A 17564-nucleotide genomic window follows, 5' to 3' on the forward strand; every position below is an offset into this window, starting at 1 on the left:
CTGCGCCTTTGCGTCAGCATCTTTGCTCTTCGTGTGGGCACGGCGATGCCGTGCCGTTACAGGTGGCGTCTGTACGTCAGCAATCTTTTCGTTAGGTTCCCTCACCCCCCGGCCCCCTCTCCCGCGCGGTGGGCGAGGGGGAGTGTAACCCCTTGGCGCCCTTGGCCCCTCTGCGCCTTTGCGTCAGCATCTTTGCTCTTCGTGTGGGCACGGCGATGCCGTGCCGTTACAGGTGGCGTCTGTACGTGCACCTGCCCCGCCGCACAGGCCGGGGTAACCTTGCATAAGGATGGTAAGGTATGCTATACTGTTCTCATCATCCCCTCCCCCGGGGGTGGGATATGACACAACAAAAGGAGTAACTTATGGATCCTGAGCGCAAACAGCAGATTCTCAACCGATTGAAGACAATAGAGGGCCACATTCGTGGTGTGCAGCGAATGGTTGAGAAAGATGCCTACTGTATCGATCTGCTGAATCAGACGCGCGCGATCCAGCAGGCGCTTGCCAAACTCGATGCGATCATTCTTGCGAACCATTTACACAGTTGTGTAACGACCGCGATCCGCAGCGAGGATGTTGGCGAGCGTGAGCGGGTACTAACCGAGTTGTTGCAGGTGTTTGAGAGTACACATCGTTAGTAAGGGAGGTATATCGATGGTAACAGAGCAGTTTCGCGTGCCGGGGGTGTCGTGCCAGCACTGTGTTCACGCAGTGCGCAAAGAGGTGGGAGCGTTGACCGGCGTAGTGCAGGTTAATGTTGATTTGGATAACAAAATTGTGACGGTCGTCCACAGTGATGATGTGGAGATCACCGATATTGTTATGGCGATCAAAGAAGCCGGTTACGATGACGTGACCCCGTTGGGAATTGCGTGCTAACAGTTGTTTGTTGAACGCCCGTTTGCAGAGCCGCGCAGCCGTGCGGCTCTCTCCAATGAATTGAATTGTATATTTACCCAAGGTAATGACCATGGCTGAACGTGAAATCATCTTACCGGTGACCGGCATGACCTGCGCGAGCTGTTCGGCGCGGGTTGAGAAAGCGTTGCGCAAAACGCCGGGTGTGCTGAATGCCGAGGTGAATCTGGCCAGTGAGCAAGCATTGGTGCGGTTCGATCCGGCGCAGGCTCAGCCATCAGCACTACAGGCCGCAATAGAGCGAGCCGGTTATGGTGTGGTAATAGACGAAATCACGCTGGCTATTACCGGCATGACCTGCGCGAGCTGTTCGGCGCGGGTTGAGAAGGCGTTGCGCAAAACGCCGGGTGTGCTGAGCGCCGAGGTGAATCTGGCCAGTGAGCAGGCATTAGTGCGCTACGTGCCGGGGATGGTGGATCGGGCTGAGTTGGTCAAGGCGGTTGAGCAGGCTGGTTATGGAGTGATTACTCCGGCAACTACGACAGGCGAGACGGAAGATGTCGAGGCGCGGGCGCGTGCACATGAGATGGCGCTACGTCGGCGTCGCTTGTTGGTCGGTGTGGTTTTTGGCTTACCGCTATTTATCCTCTCGATGGCGCGTGATTTTGGTCTGATTGCACCATGGCTGATCGGTGAAGGTGCGGCAATGGTAGCCGCGATGGCCGGTTCAGCGATGAACGAGATCATGCACATGGTCGCTGCCCGCGATGATTTGCTCAATTGGTTATTCTTAGCGCTGGCGACACCGGTGCAATTCTACGCTGGACGCGATTTTTACCGCTATGCGTGGCGCGCGTTGCGTATGCGCACGGCGACGATGGATACATTGATCGCGCTCGGTTCATCGGCGGCTTACTTTTACAGTCTCGCTATATTGCTCAGTGGAGCGCCCGGCCACGTCTACTTCGAGACGGCGGCAATGATCATCACCTTGATTCTAGTTGGTAAATACCTTGAGGCACGGGCAAAGAGTCAAACTAGCGCCGCTATTAAGGCGTTGATCGGTTTACAACCGAAGACGGCGCGGGTACTGCGTGGTGGCAAAGAGGTTGATGTACCGTTGAACGAAGTACGTGTCGGTGAGATGGTGATCGTGCGTCCGGGAGAGAAAATTCCGGTGGATGGGGTAATTATCGCCGGTGAATCGACAGTTGACGAGAGTATGCTCACCGGCGAGAGTCTGCCGGTCGAGAAACGGGTTGGCGATCCCGTTTTTGGTGCGACGATCAATCGAAGCGGTAGCTTCCAGATGCGGGCGACACGGATCGGCAAAGATTCAGCATTGGCCCAGATTGTACGGTTGGTGCAAGAGGCGCAAGGCTCAAAAGCGCCGGTGCAGGCGTTGGTTGATCGGATTGCGGCAATCTTTGTGCCGGTGGTGATCGTGATTGCAACGCTGACCTTTATCGGTTGGCTATGGGCCGGTGTCGGTCTCACGCAGGCACTGATTTTCGCGGTGGCAGTACTGGTTATTGCCTGCCCGTGTGCGTTGGGTCTGGCGACACCGACGGCGATTATGGTCGGTACTGGTGCCGGAGCTGCGCACGGGATTCTGATCCGCAATGCTGAGGCGTTGGAACGGGCGGCAAGTTTACAGATGGTGGTATTTGATAAGACCGGAACTATCACCTATGGCCGTCCTGAAGTGACCGATGTTGTGGTTGTGGCGCAGCCGATATTGGTGCAGCATAGTGCTGTTGAATTGTCGGCGGATGCAGCGCTGCTACAACTCGCTGCCGCCGCCGAGAGCCGCAGTGAACATCCGCTCGGTGTCGCCATTGTACAGGCAGCGCAAGCGCGTGGCTTACCGATTACGCGGCCTACCCGATTTCAGGCGGTGAGCGGGGCCGGCGTCGAGGCCGAAGTAAATGGGCAAACGGTACTGATCGGCACACCGGTATGGCTGGCCGAGCGTGGGGTGGATGTGACCGGGTTGGCAGCGACAGTCGATCAGTTGCAAGCCAGCGGCAAGACGGTGATCGTGGTTGCAGCTGACGGCGAGGCGTGCGGCGTGATCGCGCTAGCCGATACCGTCAGGCCCACTGCTGCTGCAGCCGTGGCCGAGCTGCGCCGGAGTGGTTTGGACGTGGCGTTACTAACCGGCGACAACCAGCGCACAGCCGCGGCAATTGCGGCAGCAGTCGGCATTTCGGCCAACACGGTCTATGCCGAGGTCAAACCGCATGAGAAGGCGGCAATCGTGGCGCGCTTGCAGCAGAGCGCAGCCGGCGACAAGCCGCGGCGAGTGGCGATGGTCGGCGATGGCATCAACGATGCGCCGGCGCTGGCGCAGGCCGATGTCGGCATCGCAATGGGCAGCGGTACCGATGTGGCAATGGAGACCGCCGACATCACGCTGATGCGCAGTGATCCGCGCGGGGTCGCGCAGGCAATTGCGCTGAGCCGGGCAACGGTGCGGACCATTCGCTGGAATCTGTTCTGGGCCTTTGCCTACAACGTGATTTTAATCCCGGTGGCGGCGGGTTTGTTCTATCCGTTCACCGGCTGGCAGTTGAGTCCGGTGTTAGCAGCAGCAGCGATGGCGTTCTCGTCGGTGTTTGTGGTGAGTAATTCGTTGCGATTAAAAGGGGTGCGATTCTGATAGAGCCGCATAGCCGTGCGGCTGCACGGGGGTGTGGGGAGCAGGAGCCGCTAGAGCCGCATAGCCGGAGCCGCATAGTCGGAGCCGCATAGTCGGAGCCGCATAGCCGTGCGGCTGCACGGGGGTGTGGGGAGCGGGAGCCGCTAGAGCCGCATAGCCGTGCGGCTGCACGGGGGTGTGGTATGATATTCGCGGTAGTGATTTTCCTAGATTGAGTGTCAAAGGAGCCGCGATGCTCACCGATACTGCTCGCCAAATCATGCATGAATGGATTACCACTGATAGCCTACGTAAGCATTGTGAAGCCGTTGCAGCGTGCATGGCCCACTTTGCCGCTAAGCAGGGTGCCGATGTGGATCTGTGGACAGCAGTGGGGTTGTTGCACGATCTCGATTTTGAGCGCTACCCCCACATGCCTGAGGCTGGACCGGCCACGACGGCTATTGCCGAAGCGCTGATTCGCGGTGATGAGGTACCTGCTGAGTTGCCCGGCCATCCGTTTTACGGTGTGGCGTATCTACGCTCGACGGGATGGGCGCCGGAGATCTTGCGCGCGATTCTCAGCCACGCCGATTATAGCGGCATTCTGCCCGAAACGCCGCTTGAGCGCACCCTCTACGCCGTTGATGAGTTGAGCGGGTTTGTGACCGCAGTGGCGCTGGTGCGGCCCGATAAGAGTATTCACAGCGTTGAAGTTGCTTCGGTGCGTAAAAAGATGAAGGATAAGGCGTTTGCGGCGAAGGTCAGCCGGGAAGGGATCGTTCACGGGGCTGAAGTGATTGGGATGGAGCTTGATGCGCTTATCGGTGAAGTGATCGCTGCGCTGCGCACTGCGGCGCCGCGCCTCGGGTTAGCGGGGATCAGCCGATGACGCTTGTTCCGCACATTTGGCCGGAGACCACCACCGTTGTCGACGGGCGGCTCTGGGTGGGCAGGTGCGATGTGGTAGCACTCGCCGATCAGTTTGGGACGCCGCTTTATCTGCTCGATGAGGTGACGCTGCGGGGAGCGATGCGTGCTTATCGACAGGCGTTTACCGCTACGTATCCCGGTCAGTTCCGTGTGCATTATGCTGGAAAAGCTCTTCTCAATACGGCATTGGCCCAGATCGTTGTACAAGAAGGTCTGGGCCTTGATGTCGTTTCGGCGACGGAGTTGCTGGTGGCGCGACGGGCTGGGGTGCCGATGGCGCATGTCCATTTGCACGGCAATGCGAAGAGTGATGCCGAGCTGGAACGGGCGACGGCATGGCAGGTGGGTGCGATTGTGGTGGATAACCTCGATGAGGTGGCCCGTTTGCGCGCTATGAGCGCACGACTCGCCGAGCCGCAAGGTGTTTTGTTGCGTATTGCACCGGCAATTGAGGCAGATACCCACTCCCATATTGCTACCGGTGGTGAAGCGGCGAAGTTTGGCTTGCCGCTAGCAGCACTCGATGATGCTGTGGCGCAAACGCTGGCTGCGCCGGGTTTGCGCTGGTTAGGGTTGCACGCGCATATCGGTTCGCAACTGTTTGCACTCGATCAAATCGTGACCACCATTGACGTTTTGGCTGCTCAAGCTGCCCGCCTGCGCGAGCGGTTTGGGGTGACGCCGGTTGAATTGAGCCCTGGTGGCGGGTTGGGGGTACCTTACACTGCCGAGCAGTCGCTGACCGATATTACTCGCTATGCGCAGGTGGTGAGTGCGGCGCTGCAAGCGGCTTGTGCGCGTTACGATTTGCCGCTGCCCCGGCTGACGATCGAACCGGGCCGTTCGATTGTGGCGCGAGCTGGGGTAGCGCTGTACCGAGTGGTGGGGCGCAAAGGCCGGCGATGGCTGCATATTGACGGCGGCATGGGGGATAATATCCGGCCAGCGTTGTACGGCGCGCGCTACAGTGCAGTGCTGGCGAATCGTGCTGGCGAGCCGGCCAGCGAATCAGTCGCTGTCGGCGGACGCTATTGTGAATCGGGTGATGTGCTCTTGCCAGAGATTGCCTTGCCGCCAGCACAGCCGGGGGATCTGATTGCAGTGGCGACGGCGGGAGCCTATACGCTTAGCATGGCCAGCAACTACAATCTTGTGCCGCGCCCGGCGCTGGTGTTGGTTGGCAATGGCCAAGCCCGCCTGATCCAGCGCCGCGAGACTGAGGAGGATGTGCTGGCGCGCGATATGATGTTGTGATGGTGCTTGGCTACAGTCGTGGGACGCCGTGTTATCGGTGTGAGGTGTGGTGATGGCGGAACGACTCTACGGTGGGATTGAAGCGGGTGGGACGAAGTGGGTGTGTGCGATTGGGACGGGGCCGGACGATATTCGGGCCGAGATCCGTTTTCCGACCACGACACCCGCCGAGACATTGAGGCAGGCGATTGCGTTCTTTCGCGCCCATCAGCCAGCGCAATTGGCGGCAATTGGGGTAGGTTCGTTCGGGCCGGTCGATCTCAACCGTGCTTCACCGAGCTATGGCTTTATCACCACTACCCCCAAGCCGGGTTGGTCTAACACCGATGTGGTTGGGGCGCTCACGCGGGCGTTGGGCCGTCCGGTTGGGTTTGATACCGACGTGAATGTAGCCCTGTTGGGTGAATGGCAGTGGGGCGCGGCGCGCGATTGCGACGTGGCGGTGTACATCACGGTGGGTACCGGCATCGGCGGTGGGGCAATGGTGGGAGGGAGATTGGTGCATGGCCTCATCCATCCCGAAATGGGCCACATCCGCCCTGTGCGTGACCCGGCCCGCGATCCGTTTCCCGGCATCTGCCCCTATCACGGCGATTGTCTGGAAGGGTTGGCATGCGGCCCGGCGATGAAAGCGCGGTGGCAAACGCCGGCAGAGCAGTTGCCGCCCGATCATCCGGCGTGGGAACTCGAAGCGGACTATTTGGGGCAGGCGATGGCGACCTTGCTCTGCATGCTCTCGCCAGAGCGAATCATCATCGGCGGCGGTGTGATGAGCCAGCCCCAGATGTTCCCGCTGGTGCGGGAGGCGACGCAGCGTTGGCTAAATGGCTATTTGCAGCATCCGCGCATTCTCGACAACCCCGCAGAGTTGATCGTACCACCGAGGTTAGGTGTGCGCGCCGGTGTGCTGGGGGCGATTGCGCTGGCGATGGTGGCGGCGGAAGGATATTAGGGGAATAGCCACAAAAAGACACAAATGGCACAAACATGTTGTCTTGATCGTCTTCCCTAGGAGAAGAGCGAGAGGCGGCACATCTGCCGTATCAACGGGAAGGCCACGGTTGACACGGAACGCTGGAGCGCACCTCTCCACCTCACGGCGGGTGGGGATAGCCGCCAGATGATGGCAAGGTCTTGCAGAAGCGGAACTTAGCAGCGCCCCGCACCCACACCAGTGGGAACGGGGCAGAGGGTGAGGGTGCAACAGCCTATTCCGAGGCCATCAACCGCACCTGCGCTTATGCGTTCCGTCCGACTTTGCAGCAGGGGACGGGCTGAGAGGGGTAAGAACCGCGCGCTATCTGTCATTGCGCGTCGCGCGTAGGGGCAGAGCATCGCTCTGCCCCCGCGCGGCGAAGCAATCTCCCGCGAGCACGGGAGCGTGCCCTGAGCGCACACCGTTCGCCGAGCAGGAGATTGCTTCGGGCGCTGCGCGTCCTCGCACTGACAAAGGTGGGCGTTCGTAATGACAACCGCATTCGCCTCTGCGCAATGACATGCGATTATGTTAGCGATGATAGAAATGAGGAGTACCCTATGCTGCTCGCCCGTGATCTTGCTCCTGACCTGATTCTGCACAACGCGACGATCTACACGCTCAACCCGGCGTTGCCGCGGTGCAGCGCGATTGCCTGCAAAGATGGCCGGATTGTCGCGGTAGGAGATGACGCTGATGTTTTGGCGCTGGCCGGGCCGGCGACGCGCCGGATCGACCTCGGCGGGCGGGCGGTGATCCCCGGCATTAACGACGCACACAACCATATGCTTGAGATGGGCTTGAAGCTGCGTCGGATCGGGCTTGACGATTGCACATCGATCGCTGAGATGGTCGAGCGAGTGCGAGCAGTGGCGGCGCATACGCCTGCCGGCCAGTGGATCGTTGGCGAAGGCTGGAATGAGTCGCTCTTTCGCGAGGGCCGGCTGCCGAACCGCCACGATCTCGATTCAGCGACTACGACCCACCTGGTCTTGCTCAAGCGTTTTTTCAACATGGATGTGGTGAACACGCGAGTGCTAGAGCTGGCTGGAGTGACGGCGGCGACGCCTGATCCGGTGGGAGGTAAGATCGAGCGTGAGGCTGATGGTGCGCCAACGGGGAATTTGCGTGCTGCTGCTAAGGAACTATGTCGGCGCTTGTTGCCAGTGCCAACGCAGGCCGAGTGTGTCGAAGCGCTTGAGGCTGCCGGCAGAGCCTACCTTTCCTATGGCATCACCAGTATCCTCGACCCCGGCTTGCAACCGTGGGAGATCCGAGCCTATGTAGCGGCGCGGCAAGCAGGTCGGTTGCCGGTGCGGGCCAACTTGCTGGTTTCGTGGCATGGCTTCCGTGAAAGTGAAACGCGCGACGAGTTAGAAGCGCGCGCAGCAGCGTTTGGTGGTCTGAGTGGGTTGGGTGACGAATGGTTGCGGATCGGTGCGCTTAAGATGGCGATTGACGGCGGCACGACCTCGCACACAGCATGGATGTTTCAGCCATTTCTAGGTGAAGATCGAGTGTACGACTACAACCGGCTCGATCCCGAAGAGCTGGTTGAGTTTTTTACCCGTGGTCACACCCTGGGGTGGGACATCGGCATTCATGCGATCGGTGATCGAGCGCATCATGAAGCGGCCCGCGCTTTTGCCGAAGTGATCGCGGCCCATCCGCGTGAGCACCGCCATAATCTGATCCACGGCTACTTCGCCACCGAAGAGAGCTTGCAGCACATGGCGCAGCATGGGTTAGCGGTTGTCATCCAACCCACCTTCATCTACTACGAGGGCGACGATCTCTTCCGCGATGTCGGGCCTGAGCTAGCGGCGCGCTACAAACCAATGCGCACCTACCTCGACCGGGGTATTCGGGTGGTAGCGACGAGCGACGTGCCGAGCACGGTGCATTTCAATCCCTTTATCGGTCTGTATGCGTTGGTGACGCGCAAGAGTTGGAAGGACACCCCGATCGCGCCTGATCAGGCGGTCAGCCGGGAAGAGGCATTGTATGCCTACACCGTCGCTGGGGCTTGGCTAACCCGTGAAGAGCATTTGAAGGGGCCGCTCGCCCCCGGTATGCTGGCCGATATGGCGGTGCTCGACCGCGACTTTTTTGCCTGTCCGGCGGAGGAAATAAAGGAGATTCGGGTTGAGATGACGATACTCGGTGGGCAGGTCGTGTATGAGCGTGGTGTGTAGGGTTTGGGGAGTCACAGGGCCAGAGTAGGCACGAATTGGCAGCGCGGCTGCTGCAGGCCATAGGGGGTAGGAGCGGCAGTGTGGCTGTCGCAGGCCATAGGGGTAGGAGCGGCAGCGTGCCTGCCACAGGCCAGGTGAAACCGGCTACAACGTCGTCCGCTCGATGCTCAACGGTGCTAGCTCAGACGATAGCACACCGGTTTGTGCAGCTTCGGCAAGGTAGCGACCAACGATGGCTGCGAACGGCATCCCGTGGCCGGAGAAGCCGCCAATAGCGAATAGGCCGGGGGCAGGTTGAGTCACAATTGGTACATAATCGGCGGTGAACGCCATTGGTCCCGACCAGCGCCGTTCGATGGCGATACCGGCAAGGGTGGGGAAGAGACGGCCCAACCCGGTCTCGAGCGCGTTCTGTACATCCGGGCTGACGTCACCGGGGGGGACACCAACGTCGTGGTTGGGAGCGATAGCGCGGCAACCACCGAACAAGACTTGACCGCCGGGCAGTTGTTGGCCGTATTCGCCGGTGGCAGTCAGGCTTGCACCGAACCCGCACGCGATGAAGGGGTCGACTGGAACGGTACACAGTACTTGCCCGCGCACCGGCTTAATGTGTGCGGCTAATTCCGGCAATACCTCACCACTCCACGCATTCACCGCGATGACCGCTGCCGGGGTTGTGATAGTACCGCGATCGGTGATTAGGCGCAGGCTACCATCTGCGGTGACAATCTGTTGTAAGGTTGCCCCCCAACTCACTTGCGCACCGTAGCGCTGGGCAGCAGCGAGCAGGCCGTACACGAGTTTACCGGAATGGAGGGTACCGGCAGCGGGATTGAAACGGGCACCGGAAACTGCCGCACCGAGTGGAATACGGACAAATTCCTGGGCTGCGGTGCGGTCGAGGAGGGTGGCCGGAAACTCATCGGCTTGCAGGCTGGCTACTGTGGCAGCAGCAATTGACAACTGTGCCTCGCCAAGGGCAAAGTTCAGATTACCGTGAAGCCGGAGATCGCAGTCGATCTGCTCTTGCTCGATCAACTCCACCATAAGACGTTGGCCGGTCAAGCTCAGAGCGTAGAGGGCGCGCGCTGTGTCGTGCCCATACCGGGCGGTGGCGGTCAGATAGTTTTCGGCTAAACCGGCAGCGAGAATACCACCGTTATGACCGGTTGCGCCGGCTGCCGGTCCAGAGCGGTCAATCACCAGCGGACGCAGGCCAGCCCGGGCAAGCCAAAGGGCTGTGGTTGCACCAACCACACCGGCTCCGACGACGACCACTTCGGCTGTAGAGGGCAGATCGATTGCCGGCAATGGTGGGCGATCAAGGGTGGCGTGCCAGTGCGAAGTCAACATAGTGACGTCCCTAGTCGAATGAGCAGGTTACTTCCACAATGCACCGTGCTTATTGTACCGCAACTTATGCAACGTTATGGGTGTTGACCACAGATAATTAAAGATGGGGCAGACAACAAGTGTCTACCCCGCAATCACGTATTGTGTACGGTTAGCGCACTTCAATCCGCAATTGTTCACCTTGATGCACCGAACAGATCAGCTCGTAAGTACCCGGATTCCAATAACGCTGCACAAAACGCTGACCGGGCACGATGCGGAAGGGTCCGATTGTAACTTCGGCGCTATCGTTATTTTGAATGATCAGCGTATCATGATAGCGCAAATCGATCACAATGGTAGAGGGAAAAACCTTCACTTCTTCGCCGGCAGCAAGGCGGGCCGCTGTGCCGGGAGGAATCTCAAACACCAACTGGCGTTGCCGGTTCGTAGTCGCTTGCCAGAGAAAGATGCCGGCCACAGCGATGATGGTCATTGTCACCAGGAGGATGATTACCCTCACACTTGGGCTAAGATTAAGTTGTGTGGCATCAACATCGCGTCGCATGAGCAACCTTAATATCATGAATGTGATGGCAACAGAACGACTCGTCTGAACCTCCAGCGATTGAGCATTATGCAGTGATCATAACTCCCTAAACACTTAACCTTACGAGCGTGGTGGGTTGCGTAATAATGCTTGCACATCGCTGACGATGTCATCAACCGGTGTCCCATGCGCCCACAGGAGGCGCCAGTTGCCAACTTGGTCGATGGCGTAGATGTAGCCGGAATGATCAATCGTGTACCCTAACCCCGAATTAGGCAGATCGCGACGAATGACTGTTACTCCATAATCCTTGTAAGCCTGTTCGAGAATGGCTCGATCACCGTTAAGCCCGAGGAAGGTTGGGTTAAACGAGGCCAAGTAGCGCTGCATCAGATCGGGTGTATCACGTTCGGGATCGACCGATACGAACACCACCTGTACCTTCTCGGCATTGTTACCGAGTTTCTCCATCACCCGTTTGAGGTCGCCAAGGGCAGTGGGACAGATGTCAGGACAATGGGTGAAGCCAAAAAAGAGGAGTACCACCTTGCCACGATAATCGCTGAGACGAAAATCACGCCCAAACTGGTCGGTGAGCGGTAACTCAGGTGCTGGGTTGGGCGGTTCGAGCACGGTGCCGCGAAATTCATATCCACCGCAGCCACTGAGTATCAGTGCAGCGACAAGAGTAAGAAAACCGAAAAGCCAGCGTTGCATAGTTGTCACCTGCAAATTGATGTTCCTCGTGATCATCCCTCACCTCGCTCTTTGTAAAGGGGAGAGAGGGTTACTTACCCTCTCCCCGATCCTCTCTCCTCCACGAATAAAGGTCTTTTCCCTAATGAGGAGAGAGGTTGGTGAACACTACCGCGAGCGGCAAGAGACAATCCCCGACAATATCCTAAGCTACGGCTTGCGCACTGGTGCTTTGACCTCAATCGTCTTACCGCTGCGAGTCATGAGCTTGATGGTCACTTCGTCACCCTCGTTGAGATCGCGGTTCAACCCGATGAGCATCACATGGTAGCTCCCCGGCTTCAATTCAACCTGACCGTTGGCCGGTACCTCAATCGCCTCAACCTGACGCATCTGCATCACGTTGTTTTCCATAAACACGTTGTGCAGCTCGACGGTCTTAGCGACATCGCTTTCGGCTTTCACGATGGCATCGGCCGGACCGTTGTTGACAAGCACCATGTACGCGGCACTGACGGCCATATTGCCATACTCATTACCATGGCTGTGGCTATCGTCCATCCCGGCCATTGGGGTCGCCTGCATACCGCCTTGCATATTGCCCATTGCGCCCGACTGATCGCCAGCCATATTCATCATCGTGGCGCGCACCCACGGATCGCGCACGGTAATTCCACCGGTCTGAGTTCCACTTTGCCCTGCGCCACAAGCAGCGAGCGCCACCGCCAATAACGTTGCGGTCACGATAGCAAATAGACGTCGCATGGTTTCACCTCGCAAGATAATTCCTGAACTTCTGTACCAACAACCAAACTCTGCACCAAATTCGTGCAGCTGCTGCCTGGGTTAGTTAGGACAGCGTCATGCGAGGTGGTGGCGGATCAGGGGTATAAACGGCGGAAGATACGATTACCGGCAGGGTATTGACGAAGCGTTGTACGATCAACAAGCCCCCGCTAACGAGCACCAGCGCAGATGACCACAGTTCGTAACGCACCGGCGGAGGCGGTGTTTCGTGGTGGTTGCCAGTATGGGGGGCGTCGCACAGAAAATGCTCAACTCCGGCGGATGATGGTGTGATGACGAGGCAATGAATAATGCAAGATACCGCCGGCCATGGCCCGATCAAGAAGGCAAGTATCCACAGTATGACGGCACGGCTCAGGTGGAGCGGTGTCGTGTTTGCGATAGAATACACAAACATCGCCAACAGTATACACCAAAATCTGACTAACGCAAAGTAGAGATCTCTTCACGATGACGCAATTCGCTCTCCGCTCATTCGTCCCCAGGAGCGACTATGCTGATGTTCATCGCTATCTCGAAAACCTTTCGATTCAATCTGATGTACGACCAATCGCGTTGATACCATCTATCAACTCTGCTCAACCGCATAGAATTGTTGGAATTGGCCGGCTTTTCGCCAAGTGAGCGTATCTGGAGATTATCCGACGCTACCTGTTTTCACGTCAGTGCAACGAACAGAAGTTGGCCGAATGCAGTCCTGCACTGACGACTGCGGCGTTACAATAGTTGATCCGTGAGTAGCCTCACGTGATTGTAAACGGGCATCGGAACAGTCTATTGCAAGATGGCTACTCGGCTGACTGAAGGCAGAGCAGTACCGATGGGCGAAGGGTAACGGTGACGCGCGGAACGCGGTCCAATCTTTTGTTTTTACCGGACCGCTGGTGTCGATAAGACGGGCCTGAACGTTGCTATTGTGCGCGCAATTGGGCCGCACGTTTGTGTGAACTATTTTGGGTAGTGTGTGCGGTGAAACCAAAATCCATGTTTATTGGCGCGCACATCGGTATTTTACCCGGTCGGATGATCCGGGTTCTGTAGTGGCAACGATCCAATCTTGCTGCTCGGCAGATCGACAGGCTGCGTATTGGGTTTCAAGGTGATCTCCGACTGGAACAGTAATTGTTGCACGAATGCTCGAACGCAACCTTGCTACGCTGGTGGGTATCGGTATGCTGAACAGCGGTGCCTTAACCAATACTGCTTCCTGCATCATCGGTTGCTCATCGGTAGCATCGAACCAATCCACCTTCACCGGTAACAACGGAGCAGGTTGTACCTACGCTATGTGTATTATTGATGAGCGGTACGCGGATTATCTATGGATAGTGTTGCACCGATGTTGAGCGCGTTGCTAACCGATCGGCTAGCCCCGGTGACTACCCCTGCTAAGCAATACCACAATCGGCAGAACCGGTAATAGCTGCTACCTAAGTCGGTGCTCTTCTACGGAACCGCTGCTCATAGTCGGTACCTTGTTGGTGGATGACAATGCGAACGGAACCGCGGTCAGAACCATAGATGGTGCTCGTCAATTGTGTGATGCAGCAATCTTATTCCCACATCCACGATCCGGCCGGTTTACCGATCAAATAGGGTTGGCCGCTCGCATCATAGGCGACGGTATAGATCACATACCGCTCCCATCCCACCCATTCGGTAAAAATAGCATCGGTTGTTGTGCGCCATGTGTGGGCAAGTGCCAGATCTCGATGTTGCAGTGCGCTCCAATCAGCGGGGATAGCAATGGCGATGAACGGTGGATGCGGTGGTGCAGGTTGTGGGTGTGGACCGTTGTTGAGAATCGCTACACCCGGCAGGTCGGTCAGTACAGGTCGCTCCCCGCCATCAACTAGGCCGGCGCGGCCATAGGTACTGGCCGGGAGCCATGTGATGATAAAGCGGGAGGCGATCACCTGATTCAAGGCATTGAAGACCGGGTAATAGCCACTCACGAACTCAGTGGCGATGGCGTGCAAGCGGTTGAAGTTAAGTAACGCATTCGGTAACTGTAAGGGATCGACCGTCCAATGCAAACAGCGGACACCGTGCGCTAATGCAGCGTGGGCTTGTGCTCGTTTCAAGTGTGTGGCAAGGCCGTAGGTGCGGTAGGCCGGATCGACGGCCATTACTTGCGATTCGATGGCGAGTTCGTCAGGTGTATCAGGTAAGGCCCCAAACCGCCAGAAGCCGAGGAGAAACCCGACGAGTCGGTCGTCAACGGTAGCGACGAGGGTAGTGGCAGCACCGAATTCGGTACTAAACAAGTCAGCAGGGTAGGGCTGGCTGTTCCATACTGCCCGGTACAGGTCGGCAATTGCGGGCAAGTCATCAGCTTGCGGCGGCCCGATCCAAATACCGGTGGGGCGGGGGGCGGCAGGGGCAAAGGTTTGTCCGTCGCGAGGTCGATAGATGATTACCGGTGTGGGATGGAATGCGGCGCGGAGGAGGTCGTTGTTTAATTGCTGATCGAACTCGTGGAGCCGCAGGGTGTAGCTGCGCGTGCCGTCAGCCGCAATAGCACGCGGGAAGAGCAACCCAACCCCTGCAAGCCGTTGATGAACATGAATAGTTGCTACCATTCCTCCCATGCGGGGGAAGGTACTCTTGACAAAGTGGGGTGGCAGTAACTCAGGATTTTGCGGTGCGCCGAGTAGTTGCCAGAGCTGATCAATTGTTGCCGACCAGTTGTCTTGGTTCGGATCAAGATAGTGAGCGGTAAGATAGATAGACATATAACTATTGCATCTGTAAAATTGATTTGCTATGATAGCATACTGCGCAGTACATCTCAGTAGCATTCATTTTAGCCTATGCGTTCCACCATTCTCTTCTTCGCAGCCGTTATCTGGACACTTGGATTGATCCCGTCCCTGCCAATGGTGCTGCCTGCCGCGCAATTTAATTACGGCGAAGCGTTGCAAAAGTCGATCTTTTTCTACGAAATCCAACGTTCCGGTCACTTACCACCCGATAATCGGGTTCGGTGGCGTGGTGATTCGGGTCTGAACGATGGCGCCGATGTTGGCATTGACCTGACCGGTGGCTGGTATGATGCAGGCGACCATGTGAAGTTCGGGTTTCCGATGGCGGCCTCGACTACGCTGCTGGCATGGGGTGTGGTCGAATATCGGCAGGTCTACGAACAAGCTGGCCTGCTCGACGATATCCTAGCCAATCTGCGCTGGGCGACTGATTATTTCATCAAAGCCCACACAGGGCCATTTGAATTCTATGGACAGGTGGGTGACGGTCATCTCGATCATGCGTGGTGGGGGCCGGCTGAAGTGATGCCGATGCCACGACCGACATACAAAATCACCGCTGACTGCCCCGGTTCTGATCTCGCCGCCGAGACGGCAGCAGCCTTAGCTGCCGCGGCCATCGCCTTTCGCCCGACCGATCCTGATTATGCCGAACAGATGCTTACTCATGCGCGTCAACTCTACACCTTTGCCGATACGTATCGCGGGAAGTATAGCGATTGTATTCAAAATGCAGCAGCATTTTACAACTCGTGGAGCGGCTATCAGGACGAACTAGTCTGGAGTGCGGCATGGTTGTATCGCGCGACGGGAGAGTCAACATACTTGAGCAAAGCGCAACAGTATGCAACTCAGCTCAGTGGTCAATATAAATGGACGCACAATTGGGATGATAAATCGTATGGCAGCTACATCTTGTTAGCTCAATTGACCGGTCAACCAACTTATCGCGCCAATGTTGAGCGATGGCTCAATTGGTGGACGGTCGGCGGTACCGAGCATGGCGCCGACGGTACACGGATTACCTATAGTCCGGGTGGGCAAGCGTGGCTAAGTCAATGGGGATCGCTGCGGTACACAGCGAACACGGCATTTCTCGCGTTCATCTATGCCGATTGGCTAGCCACCAATTACGGCGAGGAGCAGAAGATCGCGCGCTATCGCGATTTTGCCATTCGCCAGATCAACTACATTCTCGGTGATAATCCACGTGGGTGTAGTTATATGGTCGGGTTCGGCAATTGCCCGCCCCAAAACCCGCATCACCGCACGGCACACGGATCATGGCTCGACTCAATTGATCAACCACCGTATCAGCGTCACATACTCTATGGCGCTCTTGTTGGTGGACCGGCTCTGCCCGACGACCAGTACCGTGATGTCCGCAGCGACTATATCATGAATGAAGTCGCTACCGACTATAATGCCGGCTTGACCGGTGCATTAGCGCGTATGTACTCACTGTTCGGTGGCGAACCGCTTACTAGCTTTCCTCCTCCGGATCTTCCGCCTGATGATGATGAAGTCTACGTGCAAGCCGCCGTCAATGCGAGTGGCCCAAATTTCACCGAGATAAAAGCCTTTATTATCAATAAATCAGGTTGGCCGGCTCGCGTAATTGACCGATTAACGATGCGCTACTTCTTTACGCTTGATGGTGATACCCGCCCGGAGGATATTACCATCAGTGTACCGCGTAATCAGTGTCGCAGTGTCTCATCGCCGATCCAGTATACCGATACGGTGTATGCGGTCATCATCGATTGTGTCGGAGTTAGCATCTATCCCGGCGGCGCCGATCATTATCGAAAAGAAGTCCAGTTTCGGCTGACGAGCAGCAAACAGTGGGATCCAAGTAATGATTGGTCGTATCGCGATTTGCACGCAACGACGTCGGGCAATCTGATCAAAGCGACGACAATCAGTTTGTACGAGGATGGGACGCGCATTTGGGGAACAGAACCAGGCGGTGCAATTCTACCGCCCCCAGTTACCGAACGATACGTCTACATACCACTGATTGTTGGTAGTGGCGGGCAGAGCATATCGACGCCGACTCCAGCCCCAACTATCCTACCGACTTCAACGCTACCCCCGGTCGATTCGGCAGGATGCCGGGTTATGTATCGTGTGCAACAGGCGTGGAACGATGGGGCAACGATCACAGTCGTCATCACGAATACCGGATTACTTGCGATTGATGGGTGGACACTGGCATGGCAATTTCCCGATGGGCAACAGATGGTAACCGATTTCTGGAATGCGGTGATTACGCAAGTCGGACGCGATGTCAGTGCTGCGCATGTCGATTGGAACCGCGCACTTGCTCCCGGTGCACAGCAACAGTTCGGGTTTAACCTCCGGCATACTGGCGTCAATCCGCGACCGTCACAGTTTACGCTAAACGGCATGATCTGCACTGTAGATAGTTAAGCACAGCGATAAGGCCAGTTCGGTTGAAGCGTGAGTTGCATCGGCAGCAACGGTTGCTACCTGTACAAAATATGTTGTCGCTTCTTTCTGTTTAAAGCGAAGTAGGGATGCTATAGTT

The 17564-nt window shown here is 57.3% G+C and carries 14 protein-coding genes; 8 read left to right on the top strand and 6 right to left on the bottom strand.

Annotated features, from left to right (window positions below; genetic code table 11):
• The first annotated feature begins 365 nt into the window (after positions 1 to 365).
• The 7 genes from AC01ZF_RS15390 to AC01ZF_RS15420 all read left to right on the top strand — a co-directional run bounded on the left by AC01ZF_RS15390 (position 366) and on the right by AC01ZF_RS15420 (position 8860).
• Positions 366 to 641 (top strand): metal-sensitive transcriptional regulator, encoded by a 276-nt coding sequence (locus AC01ZF_RS15390; RefSeq protein WP_424675781.1) that lies wholly within the window; start codon positions 366 to 368, stop codon positions 639 to 641.
• Between the two features lie 16 nt (positions 642 to 657).
• Positions 658 to 882 (top strand): heavy-metal-associated domain-containing protein, encoded by a 225-nt coding sequence (locus AC01ZF_RS15395; RefSeq protein ID WP_424675780.1) that lies wholly within the window; start codon positions 658 to 660, stop codon positions 880 to 882.
• A gap of 91 nt (positions 883 to 973) precedes the next feature.
• Positions 974 to 3523, top strand: coding sequence for a heavy metal translocating P-type ATPase (locus tag AC01ZF_RS15400; RefSeq protein ID WP_476575479.1), 2550 nt, complete (start codon positions 974 to 976; stop codon positions 3521 to 3523).
• 232 nt (positions 3524 to 3755) lie between these two features.
• The gene (locus tag AC01ZF_RS15405) at positions 3756 to 4394 is read left to right on the top strand and encodes an HD domain-containing protein (RefSeq protein ID WP_424675778.1); all 639 of its coding nucleotides are present in this window, start codon (positions 3756 to 3758) and stop codon (positions 4392 to 4394) included.
• A complete protein-coding gene (gene lysA / locus AC01ZF_RS15410) occupies positions 4391 to 5689 on the top strand; it encodes a diaminopimelate decarboxylase (RefSeq protein ID WP_428112874.1) in 1299 nt (432 codons plus the stop codon). The genes AC01ZF_RS15405 and lysA overlap by 4 nt, the downstream gene beginning before the upstream one ends.
• Positions 5690 to 5741: 52 nt before the next feature.
• Positions 5742 to 6641: an ROK family protein gene (locus tag AC01ZF_RS15415; RefSeq protein ID WP_424675776.1), complete on the top strand. Its 900-nt coding sequence runs from the start codon at positions 5742 to 5744 to the stop codon at positions 6639 to 6641.
• A gap of 584 nt (positions 6642 to 7225) precedes the next feature.
• Complete coding sequence (locus AC01ZF_RS15420; protein ID WP_428112873.1) at positions 7226 to 8860, top strand: amidohydrolase; 1635 nt, start codon at positions 7226 to 7228, stop codon at positions 8858 to 8860.
• 144 nt (positions 8861 to 9004) lie between these two features.
• On the opposite strand, the gene AC01ZF_RS15425 is transcribed toward AC01ZF_RS15420, so the two are convergent.
• From AC01ZF_RS15425 to AC01ZF_RS15450, 6 genes are all read right to left on the bottom strand, one after another.
• The gene (locus AC01ZF_RS15425) at positions 9005 to 10216 is read right to left on the bottom strand and encodes an NAD(P)/FAD-dependent oxidoreductase (RefSeq protein ID WP_428112872.1); all 1212 of its coding nucleotides are present in this window, start codon (positions 10214 to 10216) and stop codon (positions 9005 to 9007) included.
• 151 nt (positions 10217 to 10367) lie between these two features.
• Positions 10368 to 10763, bottom strand: coding sequence for a cupredoxin domain-containing protein (locus AC01ZF_RS15430; protein WP_424675773.1), 396 nt, complete (start codon positions 10761 to 10763; stop codon positions 10368 to 10370).
• Between the two features lie 102 nt (positions 10764 to 10865).
• On the bottom strand, positions 10866 to 11462 hold the full coding sequence (locus tag AC01ZF_RS15435; protein ID WP_424675772.1) for an SCO family protein: 597 nt from the start codon (positions 11460 to 11462) through the stop codon (positions 10866 to 10868).
• 189 nt (positions 11463 to 11651) lie between these two features.
• On the bottom strand, positions 11652 to 12206 hold the full coding sequence (locus AC01ZF_RS15440; RefSeq protein ID WP_424675771.1) for a copper chaperone PCu(A)C: 555 nt from the start codon (positions 12204 to 12206) through the stop codon (positions 11652 to 11654).
• Between the two features lie 85 nt (positions 12207 to 12291).
• Positions 12292 to 12645, bottom strand: coding sequence for a hypothetical protein (locus tag AC01ZF_RS15445; RefSeq protein ID WP_424675786.1), 354 nt, complete (start codon positions 12643 to 12645; stop codon positions 12292 to 12294).
• Between the two features lie 1156 nt (positions 12646 to 13801).
• Positions 13802 to 14983: a GNAT family N-acetyltransferase gene (locus AC01ZF_RS15450; protein WP_424675770.1), complete on the bottom strand. Its 1182-nt coding sequence runs from the start codon at positions 14981 to 14983 to the stop codon at positions 13802 to 13804.
• 78 nt (positions 14984 to 15061) lie between these two features.
• On the opposite strand from AC01ZF_RS15450, the gene AC01ZF_RS15455 reads away from it, so the two are divergent.
• Positions 15062 to 17446 (top strand): glycoside hydrolase family 9 protein, encoded by a 2385-nt coding sequence (locus tag AC01ZF_RS15455; RefSeq protein ID WP_428112868.1) that lies wholly within the window; start codon positions 15062 to 15064, stop codon positions 17444 to 17446.
• The last annotated feature ends 118 nt before the right edge of the window (positions 17447 to 17564 follow it).

The sequence above is a fragment of the Chloroflexus sp. genome, assembly GCF_056331925.1.